Annotated in this window: 20 protein-coding genes; 2 read left to right on the top strand and 18 right to left on the bottom strand. The window is 38.2% G+C overall.

The window, feature by feature from the left end; all coding sequences use genetic code 11:
• The 11 genes from QM928_RS03180 to QM928_RS03130 form a co-directional block, all read right to left on the bottom strand.
• Positions 1 to 3,143, bottom strand: a 3,143-nt coding sequence (locus QM928_RS03180; protein WP_414321987.1) for a G5 domain-containing protein, incomplete at its 3' end; no start/stop codon positions are given.
• A gap of 469 nt (positions 3,144 to 3,612) precedes the next feature.
• Positions 3,613 to 4,008, bottom strand: coding sequence for a YtxH domain-containing protein (locus QM928_RS03175; RefSeq protein WP_414294349.1), 396 nt, complete (start codon positions 4,006 to 4,008; stop codon positions 3,613 to 3,615).
• Between the two features lie 15 nt (positions 4,009 to 4,023).
• Positions 4,024 to 4,407: a DUF948 domain-containing protein gene (locus tag QM928_RS03170; RefSeq protein WP_049548283.1), complete on the bottom strand. Its 384-nt coding sequence runs from the start codon at positions 4,405 to 4,407 to the stop codon at positions 4,024 to 4,026.
• A gap of 1 nt (position 4,408) precedes the next feature.
• Entirely contained in the window at positions 4,409 to 5,197 is a 789-nt protein-coding gene (lgt, locus tag QM928_RS03165) for a prolipoprotein diacylglyceryl transferase (protein WP_414294350.1), read from the bottom strand.
• A complete protein-coding gene (hprK, locus tag QM928_RS03160; RefSeq protein WP_075231805.1) occupies positions 5,190 to 6,125 on the bottom strand; it encodes an HPr(Ser) kinase/phosphatase in 936 nt (311 codons plus the stop codon). Before hprK ends, lgt begins: the two co-directional genes overlap by 8 nt.
• A 129-nt stretch (positions 6,126 to 6,254) precedes the next feature.
• Positions 6,255 to 6,431 (bottom strand): 30S ribosomal protein S21, encoded by a 177-nt coding sequence (rpsU, locus tag QM928_RS03155; protein ID WP_000048054.1) that lies wholly within the window; start codon positions 6,429 to 6,431, stop codon positions 6,255 to 6,257.
• A gap of 129 nt (positions 6,432 to 6,560) precedes the next feature.
• Entirely contained in the window at positions 6,561 to 6,905 is a 345-nt protein-coding gene (locus QM928_RS03150; RefSeq protein ID WP_315940860.1) for a hypothetical protein, read from the bottom strand.
• A gap of 30 nt (positions 6,906 to 6,935) precedes the next feature.
• The gene (locus tag QM928_RS03145; RefSeq protein ID WP_049508421.1) at positions 6,936 to 7,643 is read right to left on the bottom strand and encodes a glucosamine-6-phosphate deaminase; all 708 of its coding nucleotides are present in this window, start codon (positions 7,641 to 7,643) and stop codon (positions 6,936 to 6,938) included.
• 522 nt (positions 7,644 to 8,165) lie between these two features.
• Positions 8,166 to 8,801, bottom strand: coding sequence for an SGNH/GDSL hydrolase family protein (locus tag QM928_RS03140; protein WP_075231803.1), 636 nt, complete (start codon positions 8,799 to 8,801; stop codon positions 8,166 to 8,168).
• Between the two features lies 1 nt (position 8,802).
• Positions 8,803 to 9,630, bottom strand: a complete 828-nt coding sequence (locus QM928_RS03135; RefSeq protein ID WP_414294351.1) for a Cof-type HAD-IIB family hydrolase — start codon at positions 9,628 to 9,630, stop codon at positions 8,803 to 8,805.
• A 21-nt stretch (positions 9,631 to 9,651) separates the two neighbouring features.
• The gene (locus QM928_RS03130; RefSeq protein WP_075231801.1) at positions 9,652 to 10,971 is read right to left on the bottom strand and encodes a CapA family protein; all 1,320 of its coding nucleotides are present in this window, start codon (positions 10,969 to 10,971) and stop codon (positions 9,652 to 9,654) included.
• Positions 10,972 to 11,136: 165 nt separating this feature from the next.
• Between QM928_RS03130 and def the strand changes: the two genes are divergently transcribed.
• Positions 11,137 to 11,748, top strand: coding sequence for a peptide deformylase (gene def / locus QM928_RS03125; RefSeq protein ID WP_075231800.1), 612 nt, complete (start codon positions 11,137 to 11,139; stop codon positions 11,746 to 11,748).
• Between the two features lie 44 nt (positions 11,749 to 11,792).
• The gene (rlmB, locus tag QM928_RS03120; RefSeq protein WP_248034622.1) at positions 11,793 to 12,521 is read left to right on the top strand and encodes a 23S rRNA (guanosine(2251)-2'-O)-methyltransferase RlmB; all 729 of its coding nucleotides are present in this window, start codon (positions 11,793 to 11,795) and stop codon (positions 12,519 to 12,521) included.
• A gap of 183 nt (positions 12,522 to 12,704) precedes the next feature.
• Here rlmB and trxB read toward each other — a convergent pair whose 3' ends face one another.
• The 7 genes from trxB to QM928_RS03085 form a co-directional block, all read right to left on the bottom strand.
• Positions 12,705 to 13,616 carry a thioredoxin-disulfide reductase gene (trxB, locus tag QM928_RS03115; protein ID WP_414294352.1) on the bottom strand — a complete coding sequence of 304 codons (912 nt, stop codon included), beginning with the start codon at positions 13,614 to 13,616 and terminating at the stop codon, positions 12,705 to 12,707.
• Between the two features lie 65 nt (positions 13,617 to 13,681).
• On the bottom strand, positions 13,682 to 13,906 hold the full coding sequence (locus tag QM928_RS03110; RefSeq protein ID WP_414294353.1) for a DUF4059 family protein: 225 nt from the start codon (positions 13,904 to 13,906) through the stop codon (positions 13,682 to 13,684).
• Positions 13,907 to 13,985: 79 nt separating this feature from the next.
• Positions 13,986 to 14,729, bottom strand: coding sequence for an amino acid ABC transporter ATP-binding protein (locus QM928_RS03105; RefSeq protein WP_414294354.1), 744 nt, complete (start codon positions 14,727 to 14,729; stop codon positions 13,986 to 13,988).
• Positions 14,729 to 15,529, bottom strand: coding sequence for an amino acid ABC transporter permease (locus tag QM928_RS03100; protein ID WP_414294355.1), 801 nt, complete (start codon positions 15,527 to 15,529; stop codon positions 14,729 to 14,731). Before QM928_RS03100 ends, QM928_RS03105 begins: the two co-directional genes overlap by 1 nt.
• Positions 15,530 to 15,685: 156 nt before the next feature.
• The gene (locus tag QM928_RS03095) at positions 15,686 to 16,042 is read right to left on the bottom strand and encodes a Spx/MgsR family RNA polymerase-binding regulatory protein (RefSeq protein ID WP_414294356.1); all 357 of its coding nucleotides are present in this window, start codon (positions 16,040 to 16,042) and stop codon (positions 15,686 to 15,688) included.
• Between the two features lie 12 nt (positions 16,043 to 16,054).
• The gene (locus tag QM928_RS03090) at positions 16,055 to 16,567 is read right to left on the bottom strand and encodes a methylated-DNA--[protein]-cysteine S-methyltransferase (protein ID WP_414294357.1); all 513 of its coding nucleotides are present in this window, start codon (positions 16,565 to 16,567) and stop codon (positions 16,055 to 16,057) included.
• Positions 16,560 to 17,060, bottom strand: a complete 501-nt coding sequence (locus QM928_RS03085) for an N-acetyltransferase family protein (protein ID WP_414294358.1) — start codon at positions 17,058 to 17,060, stop codon at positions 16,560 to 16,562. The genes QM928_RS03090 and QM928_RS03085 overlap by 8 nt, the downstream gene beginning before the upstream one ends.
• Between the last annotated feature and the right edge of the window lie 23 nt (positions 17,061 to 17,083).

Below are 17,083 nucleotides of genomic sequence, written 5' to 3'. Positions count from 1 at the left end.
TTTGGTTGATCTTTGTCGCGTGTATCATCTTTCACATATTTCTTAGGTGATGGGAGTTCGGTTGTCTCCACTTTGTCCTTCGCTGCGACTTTGACAATTGTTGCTGTTGGATTTACTACTACTGGTTTTCCTACTGTTTCTGTAATAGCGCCTGTAGTAGAATCAACACCATATGTTGTTGTGGTAGTGCTTGAACCTGCTTGGCCTGCTTCTTCCACATTTGGTTGATCTTTGTCGCGTGTATCATCTTTTACATATTTCTTAGGTGATGGAATTTCTGTTGTTTCTACTTTATCCTTCGCTGGAACTTTGACAATAGTATTCGTTGGTGCTTTCGTACGAACTGGTTTACCTTCACTTGCTGTAATCTTTCCAGTATTAGGATCCACAGTGTAAGTTGTTGTGATAGTGTCTTCACCATCTTCACCTTTAACAGTAGTTGGGGTTGTACCTTTTTCTTTTGTACCATCTTTTTCATAAACTACTGGAGACGGTACTACTCTCTTCACAACCGTTGGTGCTTTCGTTTTCCCATAAGTTCGAACTGTTGTTGGAGTTACCTTACCTGTTTTTGAATCAACTTCATAGGTAGTGGTATCAATCACATCACGACCTTCAGAATCTTTAGATTGTTCAACCTTAGTTTTCGCACCAACTTTAACGATTGTCTTACCTGCCGGGGTGACAACTGGGGTACCAACGTGTTCTGTGATATGACCGTCGTTTGAATCTACATCGTAAGTAGTTGTAGTAACTGTTTTACCTTTTTTACCCTCAGTACGCTGAGATGTTGTACCGAAGTCTTTTTCAACATCTTTAACGTATTCTACTTCAGGTTCAATCGGTGTTTCTACTACTTTGTCCTTAGCTCCCACTTTTACAACTCTAGCTATTGGTATAGTTACGACTTCTGGTTTGCCTTTTGATGGAGTTAGGGTTCCATTTACTGGGTTTACGCTATATGTTGTGGTGACTTTAGTTTGTCCTGCTTTCCCTGGAAATTGAACGGTAACAGTACCTTTTGGACTGTTCTCATCTTTTAAATAAACTGGTTTGGGTTCAACTGAATTATACTCAACTATATCCCTCGCGCCACCTCTATTGACTACTTCTTCCTTCTCAGCCGAAGTAAGACTGCCAATTTTGGGGTCTACTGTGTAGCTTGTTGTCTTCTTAACAACGTCGTCTCCTTTTTTAATGTATTCTACTTCATCCTTGGCTGCGACTTTGACAACTGTTTCTGTTGCCGGTTGCTTAACTACTGGTTGTCCTACATGTTCAATAAGAACTCCAGTTTTAGGATTTACACTATAAGTTGTTGTTACCGTCTGTTTCCCGATTTTTCCAGGTACTTCAACATTAGCTTGTCCTTTTTCGCGTGTATCATCTTTCACGTATTTCTTAGGTGATGGGATTTCTGTTGTTTCTACTTTGTCCTTCGCACCATTTTCCTTGAACACTTGATCAAGTGCATTTTTAGTAATCTGTCCTGTATCAGGATCCTTGATACTAACAGTTGTTGACTTAATGATGTCATTTCCGAGTTTGCTATATACAACAGTTTCTCCAACTTTTTCTAGAGACTTGGCTGTAGTAATCTTAGGATTTTGAAAACCTATCCCATCTAAAGAAACACGTTTTCCTGATATGAATTTCGGTTCCCTATTAATCATATCATTTTCAAAATAAGAACGGGAACTATGCCCTCCTTTTGTATCCCCAACATTTATAACAACATCACTATCATTACTGACACTTTTTCCTATAGTAGAATCGTTATTAACTATATAATGGGTCAGTTTACCTGACTTAGCTATTTTTTTACTATCTAAACCTTTTTGCCAAAACGCAGATGATGAGAGAAGACCTGTCCTCACTTTTGGAGCATTAAATGTTGTTCCTTTTTTTAATACATTATTATAAAAGTTTCTATAAGCCAGCTGTTCTTTAGTAGACATGACTCTGCTGTCAGAATATGCCAACTGATAGGCTTCAACCATTGCCCGTTGTACTAAATATCCTCCCAGAGAATGTCCTGTTAGATAAAGGTTGGTGATACTCTTATCCTTAGCTAATTCACGCATAATTTCTTCTGCTTCTATCGCCTGTTTAGGATTACTCCCTGTTCCAAGTGTTATATCAGCACCTATATCTTTAGAATCACTAGTCCCACGAAATGCTAGTACCTGGGCAGTTCCATTTGGTAAATATAAGAAATCGCTCTTAGTCTCAAATAATACAGCATCAAGTCCACTGGATGTATGATAACTTTTCTTTCTTTTCCAATAAGGTCCCAATTCCCTATTCATCATCATATATTCATAGCGTGGTTTACTTTCACCTTTCTTTTTGTATAACTCTGCTTCTGTTAAAGGTGTCTTATGATCCAGTACTCTGTCAATGTACTTATCGTCACGGTAGGACAATTCCATGAACATAATCATATCACGTTCACTTACATTCCATTTTAATTTTTCATCTGACTTTTCGTCACTGTCAATAATACCATCACCATCAGTATCCTCTAGTAGCGGATGGCTATTATAACCTACATACTTTTTCCCATTTTTTTCATAAATATAAAGCTCTTCTTTATCCTTCAAGTAATCATCATCTGTATAACCTTCTGGATTTAACTTGGGACCATTAACTAATAAACTATCAAGTTGATCACCTTCTGAACCGATTATTCCTGCTTTGATTTTTTTAGCATCTTCCTCAGTCAATTCATATTTTTTAATCTCAGTAGGATTTGATGCTGCTCTAACCTCTGGAGCACTTGATCTGTCTTCACCAGCCACCAAAGTAGTTGCCGTCGAATTGATATTTTCCTTACCACCGGAAGTATCTAGAACTGTCTCTTTTGTAGCTACTGTTGAAATCTCTTTAGCATCTATCTCAGAAGAAGCATTGTTTCGATGTTCTGAGATACTTTGAACTTCTTCTTTGATCTCCACAGTCGGCAGTGAATTGTCAGTTTCAGAATTAACTTCTATCCCTGTATTATTATCATTATTATTTTCCGTAGAAGCTAAGACTCCTTGAGTTGGAGCAAATAAGGAAACCCCTATTAGTACAGATGCCACTCCAACAGAAAACTTTCGAATCGAAAAACGTTGGCGTTTATTAAAGATATCTTTCATGTTACCCAATTCCTTTTTAACTATCATTTCTATATATAATATAGAAGGTGTCAACATTTTCTGTTAACAAAATCATACTTTTTTATTTTCCTAAAATTTAGGAAGTTTACTCTACTTTAATACATCACATTTTAAATCCTTTCAATCTTTAAATAACTATTTGTTGTAATAGCTAAACCCAGTCCCCCTGTTAATCAGGCGTGTTATTTAGATTACGGACAGAACCGCTAATTTTAGACTTCCAAACAACTCTGTAAAAAATAACAAGGTTATCTTTTTCTCTTTTATCATCTAGGTACATTTCCCCATCCATATGAAGATCAATAACTTGCTGTTAAAATTTCAGTAAATTAAGAAAGAAATCTAAATATTGCACTTTCTATACTGCCATTATATCACAAAGAGTTCATTAAAGGAAAAAAATCACCATTCTTGATTCTCTAGAAAACCAAGAAATGGTGATTCTATGTTAATTTTCTTGAAGCTCGATGACAATTTCTTGACCATTTTCTTTTTCTTCCACAACTACTTTCTCTTCCAGTTGTGATTTAAAATGATTCAAGGTTTCTTTTGAAGCTTCAGTCGCTTGTTGAGCATGATATTTTGCTTTATCAAGAACAGTGTCAAGAGTAATTTCCCCAGATTCAATCTGCTCTTTTGTTTTAAGAACAAATTCTTTGGTTTGTTCTTTGACATCCGTTAATTTTTCACAAACCTGCTCTTTAGCATACTCAGGATCTTCTTTTAGATCTTCTAAAAATTCTTGTGCTTGGCTTCTAACTTGTTTTCCTTTGTCACTTGTTAGAAACAAGGCTGCAGCAACACCTGAAACAGTTCCAAGAAAGATAGATGATAGTTTACTCATTAGCTTACTCCTTTTTTATTTTTTGAAAAATTTACTTGCAAGACGAAGAGCTGACAGACTTGCGCCAGTCTTCAAGGTTTTTGAACCAGCAGATGATGCCTTTTTACTCAAAACACGCGCTTGATCATTAAGGTCTGATACAGAAACAGACAAATCAGCCACTGCTGTAAAGAGGGGGGCAATCGTTGCCACTTTAACGTTGATATCATCAACCAGAACATTGACCTTTGTAAGCAATTCATTTGTTTGATGAAGAGTTACATCTACATCTGATGTTAAAGTTTTAACAGTTTTTTCAGTTTCATCAATTACACGACCAACTTTTTGAAGGGTAATAATCAGATAAACTAAAAATACAACCAAGGCAATTGCCACAATAATATAAGCCACTTCTAACATTTTAATTCTCCTTTTTTACATTATAAAATGGTGCTTTTTTCCGATTTTGATAAAAGATGATATAAATACCAAGGCCAAACAATAGGGCAGACAACCACTGAGATACTCGGAGTCCAAAGAACATGAGACTATCCGTACGCATGCCCTCAATAATCATACGTCCAAATCCGTACCAAATTAGATAAAAGGCAGTGATATGACCACGACGGATACTCTTTAATCGGCGTCTAAAAATGACAATCAAGGCAAAACCGATCAGATTCCAGATAGACTCGTATAAGAAGGTTGGTTGGCGGTATGAGCCATCAATATACATCTGATTCTTAATAAAACCAGGTAAATAGTCTAGATTTTCAACGACTGCTCCATAAGCTTCTTGGTTAAAGAAGTTTCCCCAACGCCCTAGACTCTGAGCAATCATGACGCTAGGAGCTGCAATATCTAAGAAATCCCAAGTATTGATTAATTTGCGATCAGCAAAGATATAGAGTACAATCGCGCCAGTAATTAAACCACCGTATATGGCAAGACCACCATTCCAAATAGCAAAAATCTCTCCCAGATGTTGGCTATAATAATCAAATCTAAAAATAACATAGTAGAGTCTAGCTCCAATGATTGACAAAGGAAAGGCAATTAAGATGAAGTCCAAAATATCATCAGATAAAATCTTCTTTTTAGGCGCTTCTTTACTGGCAAGGTATACCGCTAAAACAAGACCTGAAACGATGCAGAGTGCATACCATCTAACAGCTAAAGGACCAATTTGAAAAGCGATTGGATCAATCATTTTTCACCTCGTTCTTTGCAATCAGATTTGTCAATCTTTCTTCAAATAGTCGAGTAGCATCAAAGCCCATTTCCTTAGCACGATAATTCATCGCTGCTGCTTCGATAACGACAGAAATATTACGTCCTGTTTTTACAGGAATGCGGATACGCGGAATGGCTACTCCAGAAATCTCCAATTCTTCAGCATTATTGCCTAGGCGATCAAAAGTCTTTTGTGTGTCATAATTTTCTAGATAGACAGCTAACTGAACTTGTGAAGAATCCTTAACTGCACTGGCACCATAAAGACTCATCACATCTATAATACCAACACCACGAATCTCAAGTAAATGCTTCAAGATTTCAGCTGGTTCACCCCAGAGAGTCATTTCATCCTTAGCAAAGATATCTACACGGTCATCCGCTACCAAACGGTGTCCTCGTTTCACGAGTTCTAAACCTGTCTCACTCTTACCAATACCACTGTCACCCTGAATGAGCACACCCATACCATAGATATCCATCAAGACACCATGTACACTTTCACGCTCAGCCAAACGAGAATCTAGGTAACTTGACAATTCCCCAGACAGACGACTTGTTGCTGTACGACTCGTTAAAATAGCGATTTTACATTCTCTAGCGGCCTTTAGCATTTCCTCTGGAACTACTAAACCACGCGCAACAATAACTGCAGGTGTTTCTGGTTGAAACATCTTTTTCAAAACCTGGTAGCGATTATGAGAAGACATACTAATCAGATAAGACCACTCTTTCATTCCCAAAAGTTGAATCCGCTCTGGAGTATAGTAGTCAAAATACCCCGTCATTTCAAGCCCTGGTCGCGTAATATCCGCAGTATTGATTTTCTTTTCAAGTAATTCAGTCTCACCATAGACAATGTCTAGTCTGAGCTTATCAATCACTTCTTTGACTAAAACCGACATAATTTTCTCCTTCAATCAAGTTCTTCCCTCTATTATATCAAATTGTAGGAGGAAGTTTCAGAATTTTGCAGGATTTATAGGATTTATTTAAAACAAAAAAGACTAGACAAGTCTAGCCTTTCTTATTAATTAGAATTTTTTACGTTTACGAGCTGCTTCTGATTTACGTTTACGTTTTACAGAAGGTTTTTCATAGAATTCACGTTTGCGTGTTTCTTGAAGAGTACCAGCTTTAGTAACTGCACGTTTGAAACGACGAAGAGCATCGTCAAGAGATTCATTCTTACGTACTACTGTTTTAGACATTTTTTTCACTCCCTTCAAGTTCAAGATCTATTCTATTTTACACGGAATAAAGAAAATTGTCAAGAAAAAAATGAAATTCTCCCAAATCATTCAATTTAAAATTTATAAGATTTTACCATTATATCTAGCCTAGTTCTCCACTTCTAAAGTTTGTTCTAAACGAACACTTAATTTTTTAATTTCTAACCCCATGTGGTCTAGGTACTCCCAATAATCTGACGGTAGATCAAAAATGGTATATAAGTCCTTGCTGTCAACGTGATCAACAAGATGTTTCAGTATTTGCTCTCGAATAAAATATAAATCCTTTACTTGACCTAAACTAATAGCTTCCAGCTTTGCTAAATACTGACATAAAGCAGAAAGTGAAGAACAATCAAATTTGTCTTCTTCATGTAAAAAATACAAAAAATTTTGATTTTCAACCCTTATCATATTTGAAATATATTCAGAGCAAAAAACCACCCAATCCATAGGATCGAATGGTTTTTAATGATTAAAATCTTATTTTTTTAACAAGCTGAGTGCTGCTGCATCTGCGATAATGGTCACATCTGGATGGTTTTGTAGGCTACTTGCCGGTAGACTTTCTGTCACAGGGCCTTCAACAGTTCCAGCGATAGCTTCTGCTTTTGATTCACCATAAGCAAATAGAAGGATGGACTTAGCATCCAAAATGTTCTTAATCCCCATTGAAATAGCTTGGGTTGGAACATCTTCAATCTTCTCAAAGAAGCGCGCGTTAGCTTCGATTGTAGACTGATCTAGCTCTACAAGGTGAGTTTGGCTATCAAATGGTGTGCCTGGTTCATTAAAGCCAATATGACCATTGCGGCCAATCCCTAAGATTTGTAGGTCAACGGGATGGTCAGCAAGAATTTGGTTGTAGCGTTCTACTTCTGCTTCTGCATTATCCTTGACACCACGTGGCAAGAAACTTTCTTTAAATGGCTTCTTGTTGAATAGATTTTCTTGCATAAAGTAACGGTATGATTGAGGATTGTCCCCATCAAGACCTACGTACTCATCCAAGTTCACACTTGTAAGATTTGAAAAATCAAGATCGCTCTCAACGATTCGTTGGTAAAATTCCAGAGGGCTACTTCCTGTTGCAAGTCCCAATGTTTGTGCACCGTTTTCCAATTTTTCTTTTAAGATATCAAAAGCAACTTTTCCACCTTCAATTGGATTTTCCACTTGAATAACTTTCATAATTTTGTCCTCCATATTCTTTATTCTATTATATGGTATAGACCAATTTTTGTCAAGTGAAAACGATTTATTTTTGTTGAAAATATGACAGTAGCCTCAAAACAGCTACTGTCTTGTCTCATTTGATTCTTAAAACCTTGATAGACTTGACAAATAGTAGGAAAGAGCCAAAAAAGCTCGATAATATTTGTAATAGGCAAATTCCTATAGATATTATGGAGCTTTTTATTGTATCGAATTGTCAAATGAAGAGCAGATAGTAGATTGCATACAGAATAGTGCACTGTGACTTCTAAAACATTGCGAGAAATTGATTTGACTTCCTTAATCAATTTATCCAGATTTTATTTCACTTCACTATACTTTCAAGGTCTATTATTTAGTATATCCTCCGACAAGTGAATGGTATCATCAACTAACATGAGATTGCTAGCATTGAAAGAATTTTTTTAATAATATTAGCAACATATTTATTTTACAAAAAATATTAATCATAAAAAATCTTGTTCATCTATACTGAATCTATAAAATATATTTTTTTAAAGTATTTGATAAAGCTTGATAACCAGCGACACTGAGATGAAGACCATCCGTTGTATAGTCTGCCTTGAGTTGCCCCTCTTGATCGAGTAAGTTCTCAAAAACAGGCACAAATTCAACCTGCATATAGGCAGAGGCAAGGTCTTGATAGGCTTGGTTCCAGGCATTGATTTTCTCATTGGTACGAATATAAACTGTCTGTTTAAAATTCTCCCCCTCATTGACCGGCAAGATTGAAACTAGCTTTATCTGTGACAGTGGATAGTCGCGTGAAATAGTTTGAATCACACTCTCAAGATTGTTTAGCGCTTCATTTATTGGAACATCTTTTCCGATGTCATTTGTCCCAATCAAAAGCACAATTTGATCCACTGCATCGCCATAGAGATGGGCATCAAGATTTTCTTGTAAAAGTCCAGTCTGGTAGCCTCGAATCCCTCGGTTCACAATGGTTTTTGACGTTCCCAATAATTCTTGCAAGGGATAATACTCTATAATGGAATCCCCGATAAAAATGATATCTGGTTCCATTACAGAAATCTGATTGAGTTCACGATACTTGGTTTGGATTTTCTCTTGCTCTTTTAAGAGCCAGTTCTCTAATAGTTGTACTGCCAAGTTATTCTCCTTCTTCTAGCCAGTTTTCTAAAACTTGGTAAACACCTGCCTGACTGTTGGCTGGCGCCACTTTTGTCGCAACTTCCTTAACAGACTCCTCAGCATTTTCCATCGCGTAAGAAATTCCTGCCAACTCTAACATTTCGATGTCATTTTCACTGTCTCCAAAAGCCATGATTTGTTCTGGTTTCAATTCCCAACGCTTGAGCAACTCCTCTAAGCCCCATGCCTTATGAATTCCATCTTGTAAAATATCAATACAGCCGTAGCCGCTAGAAACAGCTCGCACATGACCATTAAACAAGTCATTAATTTCCTGTAAAACCGAATCGGATCGTTCTTCACCAACAACCATACTCATCTTGAGAACACCACCGAAGAGTTTAGAGTCAAATTCATCGACGAAGTGCATCCGTTGATAGAATTTCTCAATCATCTCCGGAGTCATAAATTTATCAAGTTCTGTAAAGACAGTTCCTTCCTTGACAAAACCGCCATTCATAGCAGTTACGACAAACTGATCCTGACACTCTCTGCCTTTAAAATGGCCCAAAGCCCTATCAACCATAGTATCAGCCCAAGTCTGAGCTTGAATCAATTGATCATTTTCGAATATACGAGCACCATTAGCAACCACAAGAACTACTCTTTCTGCTAGATGTCCCAGTAATTGTCGCATTCGATGAACTTCATTTCCCGTTGCAATGACAAAACGAACGCCACGTTGATCTAACTGATCTAAAATTTTCTCTAGTCGAGGTAGGTCCAGTTGTCCTTTAGGATCCAACAAAGTACCATCCATATCCGTCGCTATTATCTTAATATCCATCTTGCTCCTCTTTTAATGTCACTACCACTTCAAACCTACATGCTCGTTCATTTCTTTATAGGCTGTATCAATCCGTTCCTTGGTATCTTCATCTAACTGACTACGGTATTTCCCACCCTCTATAAAATCTTCTAAAATGTAGGTCTGGTACAAATAGAGCGGATAGCCTTCTGGAGAATAAGTTCCTTTTGGTGTCCTATTAACCCAGCTGGGATGTGCTTTAGCCGTCTCAATCGTAGTCTTACCTGCTTTTTTCTTAATGGTCACATCCATGAGAACACCACGTTCTGTCCATTTTGCATTTTCCTCATCTTGCATAGTCTCAATTCGCTGATTTGAGATGAAATTCCCCATAGAATAGATAATGAGTTTCTTGTCCCCATCTTTCTCAACCGTTTCAGCAGGCTCAACTACGTGAGGATGACCACCAAAGATAATATCAGCTCCCCAATCAATCATCTTGTGATAGAGAATCTTTTGTTCTTCAGTTGGTTCCAATTGGTACTCAATTCCCATCTGAGGCATGATGACCGTAATATCCGCCTCTTTCTCTGCTCGTTCAATTTCAGCCTTCATCTTGTCTTCATTTAGGTCAGAAAGATGATTATCATAGTCTTCTTTAGAAATGTATTCTTCAATGCCGTTAAATCCATAAGAATAGGCTAAAAGGGCAATTTTAATTCCATTGACTTCCTTGATAACTATCGGTGCTTTCTCTCGTGGTTCATGGGTATAAACACCAATTGGTGTCATTCCAGCTTTTTCGATAGCATCTGCAGTTGAAAAAACTCCCTCAATCTGAGAATCCAAGATATGATTGTGAGCCAAGTCTAAGACCTGATAACCTGCATCCTTTATAGCATCCATGACTTCACCAGGTGCATTAAACAAGGGGTAACCTGCGAGATAATGGTCTTTATTTACAGTTCCTTCAAAATCACCAATGACTAAGTCTGCTTGCTTGAGCCATGGTTTTACATACTCAAAATTTTCATGGAAATCATAAGTCCCATCTTCTTTTAGAGCAGTTCTATAAATCGGAATATGATAGAGCAAATCCCCATTTGCCATAATACGCGCACTTGTTTCTTGCTCCGTATCTGCATTCTTTTCCTGAGAATTTAACTTTTTCTGCACAGCACTTGGATCACTACTGCTTAAAGAAATCCCTCGAACTCCTTCCACTAATAAAGTAAAAATCATCAAGATAGCTACCGAAGCTAACAAGACCACAATAAAAGTGCGATTGTTCCACTGCTTATAGTTCCTGAAAAATCGAACAGAATGTCTAATAGCATGTAGAACAGGACCTTTTTTTCTTTTTCTACTACGTTGTTCCAAATTTTTTCTCCCTACTTTTTGATGCAAGTCACCTTACCTTATTATACCACAGACAAATTGGTATTTCCTTTTATTATATTATTTTTTAGCAACTTCTGTGACTTTCTTTCTCATCTGTTTTGTGTTATCATGTAATTGTAATAGAAGGAAAGGAAAGGAAAGAATATGTCTGCTATAGAACGAATTACCAAAGCTGCTCATTTAATCGATATGAAAGATATTATCCGCGAAGGGAACCCTACTCTTCGTGCCGTTGCCGAAGAGGTCTCTTTCCCCTTGAGCGACCAAGATATCATTCTTGGAGAAAAAATGATGCAATTTTTGAAACACTCGCAAGATCCTGTTATGGCTGAAAAATTAGGTCTACGTGGAGGTGTTGGGCTTGCTGCACCACAGCTGGATATCTCAAAACGCATCATCGCCGTACTGGTACCAAATATCACTGAGGAAGATGAGACTCCTCAAGAAGCCTATGATTTACAGGCTGTCATGTACAATCCGAAAATCGTCTCACATTCAGTCCAAGATGCTGCCCTAGGCGAAGGGGAAGGTTGCTTATCTGTTGACCGTGCTGTTCCAGGTTATGTTATCCGCCACGCTCGAGTAACTGTCGACTATTTTGATAAGGATGGAGAAAAGCACCGCATCAAACTTAAGGGCTATAACTCTATTGTAGTTCAACACGAAATTGACCACTTAAATGGCATTATGTTCTACGATCGCATCAATGAAAAAGACCCATTTGAAGTTAAAGATGGTTTGCTCATTCTTGAATAAAGAAAATCCCGTTGCAAGACGGGATTTTGTGTTATAATGAAGATATGAAAACAAACGATATTGTCTATGGCGTTCATGCCGTCACAGAAGCTCTTTTAGCAAATACTGGAAACAAACTCTACCTTCAGGAAGATTTACGAGGAAAGAATGTGGAAAAAGTTAAGGAATTGGCTACTGAAAAGAAAGTATCCATTTCTTGGACTTCTAAAAAATCACTTTCTGAGATGACTGAAGGAGCTGTTCACCAAGGTTTTGTCTTGCGTGTTTCTGAATTTGCCTACACTGAACTCGAGCAAATTCTTGCTAAGACACGCCAGGAAGAAAACCCACTACTACTAATCCTTGATGGTTTAACGGACCCACATAATCTCGGTTCTATCTTGAGAACAGCGGATGCAACCAATGTTTCAGGTGTTATCATTCCCAAACACCGAGCTGTCGGCGTCACTCCTGTCGTTGCAAAAACAGCAACAGGTGCGATTGAACACGTTCCTATCGCTCGCGTGACCAATCTCAGCCAAACCTTGGACAAACTCAAGGATGAAGGCTTCTGGACCTTTGGAACTGATATGAATGGAACTCCTTGCCACAAATGGAATACAAGTGGTAAAGTCGCCCTCATCATCGGAAATGAAGGCAAAGGTATCTCAAGCAACATCAAGAAACAAGTAGACGAGATGATCACCATTCCTATGAATGGTCACGTACAGAGCCTCAATGCCAGTGTCGCAGCTGCTATCCTCATGTACGAAGTCTTTAGAAATCGATTATAATAAAAAGGTGAGGTTGGGACAAAAAGATCCCGACCTCACCTTTTTATTAGCAATCAAACTTTGACGCGGAGCTGATTGAACTTTTTGTTCGTCTTTTGGACTCCAAAAAGCTCCTAATCATCCTCGCGGGGCTGGGACTACGAAATCGAGACTTTGTCTATCGATTTCTGTCCCACCGCCTTTTTAACTATGTTCAGTAATATATTTATAGGCCTCTTGACCTGCAATAGCACCATCTCCAACAGCTGTTGTAACTTGTCGAAGGTCTTTCTGACGAACATCTCCAACTGCAAAGACACCTGCAAGACTTGTCTTCATGTGGTCATCTGTCACAATCCAACCTGACTCATCTTGGATTTGTAAATCTTTTGTAAAATCACTAACTGGATCTAAACCAACGTAGATAAATACACCACCAAAGGCATGTTCAGTCACTTGATTTGTTTTAATATTTTCAATGACAACTGACTCCACACGGTTTTCACCCTTGATTTCTTTGACAACAGAATCCCAAATAAAGTTGATTTTCTCATTGGCAAAAGCTCGGTCTTGCAAGACTTTTTGAGCACGAAGCTCATCACGACGGTGAACAATGGTTACAGTTTTGGCAAACTGTGTTAGGAAGATTGCTTCCTCAACTGCTGAGTCACCACCACCTACAACCAACAAATCTTGGTCACGGAAAAAGGCTCCGTCACAAACCGCACAGTAAGAAACACCTCGGCTATTCAGTTCTTCTTCACCTGGAACTCCCAAGAGACGGTGCTTAGAACCAGTCGCCACGATAACAGTACGTGTTTCAAATTCTTGATCATCTGTGATTACTTTTTTATAAGCAACAAGGTCCTCGATGTTTTCTACAAAACCATATAGATGTTCAACACCTAGATTTTCAAGTGGTTCAAACATCTTTTCAGCCAACTCAGGACCACTAATATTAGCATAGCCTGGATAGTTTTCAATATCAGAAGTGTTATTCATCTGACCGCCTGGAAGACCACCTTCAATCAAAGCAACTTTTAGATTGCTGCGAGCTGCATATAAGGCTGCAGTCATACCTGCAGGCCCCGCACCGATAATAATTGTATCGTACATCCTATTTCCTTCTTTCTTGTTGTAACTATTCTTATTCTAACGGATAAAATCCTATTTGACAACTATTATGCCTTGAGAACCAACAAGATGCTCATGGTTGCAAAAGACAATACTGGAATTGTTAAGACTCCAATCATAATCATATCATAGAGGTGGGCTTGGCGGGCCTTAGCTGTTTTATCAACACCTGAAAGGGCTCTTAAACCAATCCAAAGTCCCAAGATAATCAAGACTAGTAACATGGTTAAAACTAGACTCTGGAAGTACAAGGAAAATATTTGAAGTAGCATGCTCTCTCTCATTTCTAACATTTTTAAAGAGCAAACCCAGTTAGCTTAGCCAACTGAGTTTTTCTTATCTTCTATTATATCAAATATAGGTCCGTTTGTAACTAGCAAAGAACTCTTTTGTTCTTTCTTCTTTAGGATGGTTGATAATCTCATCCGGTGTTCCAGATTCAATAATCTTTCCTTTATCCAAGAATAAAACCTTATCCGCAACTTGAGCAACAAATGACATATCGTGACTAACCAAAACCATGGTTTGACCTGATTTAGCGGCATCCGCGATAGATCTTTCTACCTCACCAACCAATTCTGGATCAAGTGCTGAAGTTGGTTCATCTAAGAGCAAGATTGCTGGCTTCATGGCTAAAGCACGCGCCAAAGCTACCCGTTGTTTTTGTCCACCTGATAAGTGGCGAGGATAGTGCTGTTGACGATCTGAAAGACCAACCTTAGCCAACTCTTCTTTGGCAATCTTAGTTGCTTCTTCGTCGGAAAGTTTTTTAACAACTACCAAACCTTCCTTGACATTATCTAAGGCTGTTCTACGCTCGAATAAATTAAATTGTTGAAATACCATGGACAACTTACGACGAAGAGTCAAGATTTCATCTTGAGTAATTTGAGAAAAGTCCACTTTGAAATCATCAATCTGAATACTTCCACTATCAGGAGTTTCCAGGTAATTTAGGCTACGAAGAAAGGTTGATTTTCCTGCTCCAGATGAACCAATCAAAGCCACTACTTCCCCTTTTTGAATATCTAAATTCAGATGATCCAAGACGGTTTGACCTGAAAAGGATTTGCTTAAATTTGAAATCTTAATCATTAGCGAAGGTCTCCTTTCACATCTGTTTTCGCATTATCTGGTGCTTCGATGGCCATTTTTCTCTCAATAAAGCGACCAAGATTTTCAATAGCGATATTTACCACCCAGTATACAAGAGCAACTGAGATAAAACGTTCGAAGTAACGGTAGTCGGCACCACCCAAAATCTGAGCTTGAGCAAAGACTTCTACAACACCCGCACTAAAGGCTAGGGAAGTTCCCTTAGTCAAACCGATTAGGGAGTTAATCAAGGTTGGTGTAGCAACCACTGCTGCATTTGGAATAATCACACGACGGTAAACTTGTGCACGTGTCATCCCAAGACTACGAGCAGCTTCAATCTCTCCAGGATTGACAGAAAGTATAGCAGCACGGATAGTTTCACTAGCGTAAGCTGCTTCGTTAAAAGCAAAAGCTACAATGGCAAAAGCTGCAGCCGGAATCGCATTGATATTAAAAGTAGTCCCCCATTGTTGATTCAACGCTTTTAATGCTAGAGGAATTCCATAGTAAGTCAACATCAGCTGCACTAGGATTGGTGTCCCTTTTAAGAAACTAACAAAGAATGCTTGTAATGGATAAAGAATTCTAACGCGATTAATTTTTACAATAGCAAAAACCAAGGCCAAGATGATGCCAAAAAAAGCACCAAATACTGTCAACATCAATGTTGTTGGCAATTGTTGTACAATTCTTGGAATCCCATCAAAGACAGAACGAAAACTAAACAGTTTACCGTCTGGAATATACTGCATCAAGTTTTGGTACCAATCTGATGCTAAAAGTGTTGTAACATTCATAGAAACATCCTCTCCTGATAATGAATCATTCTATCATACTTCTGCCTAGATTTAAAATATTTGCTACGAACAGAAGAGACTTTGTCTACCTACTAGTTTATCATACTTTAAAAGTGTGAAGTTATATATTTTACCTATCAAGGAGATAGAAAAAAACTATTTCAAATCTAAGTTGTCGTAGGTTTTACGATAGCCGATTTGCTTCACAGCACCATTCTCCACTAATATTGGACGTTTTAATAACATACCATCACTGGCCAGCAGTTTGGCTGCTTCTTTATTGGATAAAGTTCCAACCTTGTCTTTTAAACCCAGTTCACGGTATTTAATCCCACTAGTATTAAAAAATTGCTTCAACTCAAATCCTGAAGTTTCGATCCAGTTTAAAATGACTTCTTCACTCGGAGTTTCTTCTACAATATGAACATCTTTATACTCTAATCCGAGTTGATCTAACTCTTTTTTGGCTTTTTTACAAGTTGTACATTTTGGATATTCGATAAATTCTAACATTTTCTTTTCTTTCTATTCTATATTCTCTTTAAATGTTGCATTTTCATGCTCCAACAGCCAAGCCTTCTTTTCAACTCCCGAAGCATAGCCTGTAAGACGATTGCCAGCTCCTAGTACGCGGTGACAAGGTACGAGGATAGACCAAGGATTTCGGCCTACAGCTCCACCAATTGCTTGAGGAGAAGCTACATGCAAGTCCTTAGCTATTTGCCCATAAGTAACTGTCTGCCCAAAGGGTATTTCCCGTAGATAAGACCAAACTTTCTTTTCAAATTCACTTCCAATCGGAGCCAGAGGAAGCTCAGACAGGTCTTGGACTTGTCCTGAAAAATAGCTATCTAAATAAGAAGCAATTTGGTTCAAAACTGGATGGCTTGGAACATCAACGATACACCCAGCTTCCAAACCTCTCTCAAAATGTTTCTGACCTTGAAACCAAATGCCAAGCAAGTAGTGGTCATCAGCAACTAGTGAGAGCTCCCCTACGGGAGAAACATAGAGCATTTTTACATACTTTTTAGGCATTGGATTTTAATTTTTGATAGGCTAGGCGTTCTCCATCTACTGGAACCTTCCCAACCTTTTTAAAGCCAAGCTTTTCAAAGATATGTTGCATAGCCTTATTTTCAGCGTGCGTATCTGAACGAAAATCTAGGTAATCAAAGCCTTCAATCAAGCCTTCCAAGAAGGTCTGCGCTACCCCTTGCCCTTGAACATCTGCTGCCACAGCAATACGATGAAATACAAGGTATTCTGGTTCTCTTCCTTCCCAACTTCCATTATAAATGGCTTCATAAGCTTTTTCTGGACTTTTAGTCACTGCTGCATAGGCTAAAAGTTCTCCTTCGTCCAAGGCTACATAAGCCTGACCAGAGATGATATCTTCAATAATCGTGTCGGCATTTGGGTAACCATTTTGCCACTGGGTACTACCAGCTTCCGCCAAGCATTTTTTAGCATCCTCAATCACCTGCATAATTGCATCTACTTCGTTTGGAAAGGCTAAACGAATTTCCATCTTATCTCCTCTTTTCTGACTAG

The organism is Streptococcus infantis (genome assembly GCF_047460405.1).
Lineage (GTDB): Bacteria > Bacillota > Bacilli > Lactobacillales > Streptococcaceae > Streptococcus > Streptococcus infantis_Q.
The sequence above is the reverse complement of the archived record's forward strand: the minus strand, read 5'-3'. Positions and strand labels throughout refer to the sequence as shown.

Excerpts from the sequence above, each read along its gene's own strand:
- QM928_RS03175 (WP_414294349.1), bottom strand. The coding sequence starts at position 4,008 with ATGAGTAAACTATCATCTATCTTTCTTGGAACTGTTTCAGGTGTTGCT.
- QM928_RS03170 (WP_049548283.1), bottom strand. The coding sequence starts at position 4,407 with ATGTTAGAAGTGGCTTATATTATTGTGGCAATTGCCTTGGTTGTATTT.
- lgt (WP_414294350.1), bottom strand. The coding sequence starts at position 5,197 with ATGATTGATCCAATCGCTTTTCAAATTGGTCCTTTAGCTGTTAGATGG.
- hprK (WP_075231805.1), bottom strand. The coding sequence starts at position 6,125 with ATGTCGGTTTTAGTCAAAGAAGTGATTGATAAGCTCAGACTAGACATT.
- rpsU (WP_000048054.1), bottom strand. The coding sequence starts at position 6,431 with ATGTCTAAAACAGTAGTACGTAAGAATGAATCTCTTGACGATGCTCTT.
- QM928_RS03150 (WP_315940860.1), bottom strand. The coding sequence starts at position 6,905 with ATGGATTGGGTGGTTTTTTGCTCTGAATATATTTCAAATATGATAAGG.
- QM928_RS03145 (WP_049508421.1), bottom strand. The coding sequence starts at position 7,643 with ATGAAAGTTATTCAAGTGGAAAATCCAATTGAAGGTGGAAAAGTTGCT.
- QM928_RS03135 (WP_414294351.1), bottom strand. The coding sequence starts at position 9,630 with ATGGATATTAAGATAATAGCGACGGATATGGATGGTACTTTGTTGGAT.
- def (WP_075231800.1), top strand. The coding sequence starts at position 11,137 with ATGTCTGCTATAGAACGAATTACCAAAGCTGCTCATTTAATCGATATG.
- rlmB (WP_248034622.1), top strand. The coding sequence starts at position 11,793 with ATGAAAACAAACGATATTGTCTATGGCGTTCATGCCGTCACAGAAGCT.
- trxB (WP_414294352.1), bottom strand. The coding sequence starts at position 13,616 with ATGTACGATACAATTATTATCGGTGCGGGGCCTGCAGGTATGACTGCA.
- QM928_RS03110 (WP_414294353.1), bottom strand. The coding sequence starts at position 13,906 with ATGCTACTTCAAATATTTTCCTTGTACTTCCAGAGTCTAGTTTTAACC.
- QM928_RS03105 (WP_414294354.1), bottom strand. The coding sequence starts at position 14,729 with ATGATTAAGATTTCAAATTTAAGCAAATCCTTTTCAGGTCAAACCGTC.
- QM928_RS03100 (WP_414294355.1), bottom strand. The coding sequence starts at position 15,529 with ATGAATGTTACAACACTTTTAGCATCAGATTGGTACCAAAACTTGATG.
- QM928_RS03095 (WP_414294356.1), bottom strand. The coding sequence starts at position 16,042 with ATGTTAGAATTTATCGAATATCCAAAATGTACAACTTGTAAAAAAGCC.
- QM928_RS03090 (WP_414294357.1), bottom strand. The coding sequence starts at position 16,567 with ATGCCTAAAAAGTATGTAAAAATGCTCTATGTTTCTCCCGTAGGGGAG.
- QM928_RS03085 (WP_414294358.1), bottom strand. The coding sequence starts at position 17,060 with ATGGAAATTCGTTTAGCCTTTCCAAACGAAGTAGATGCAATTATGCAG.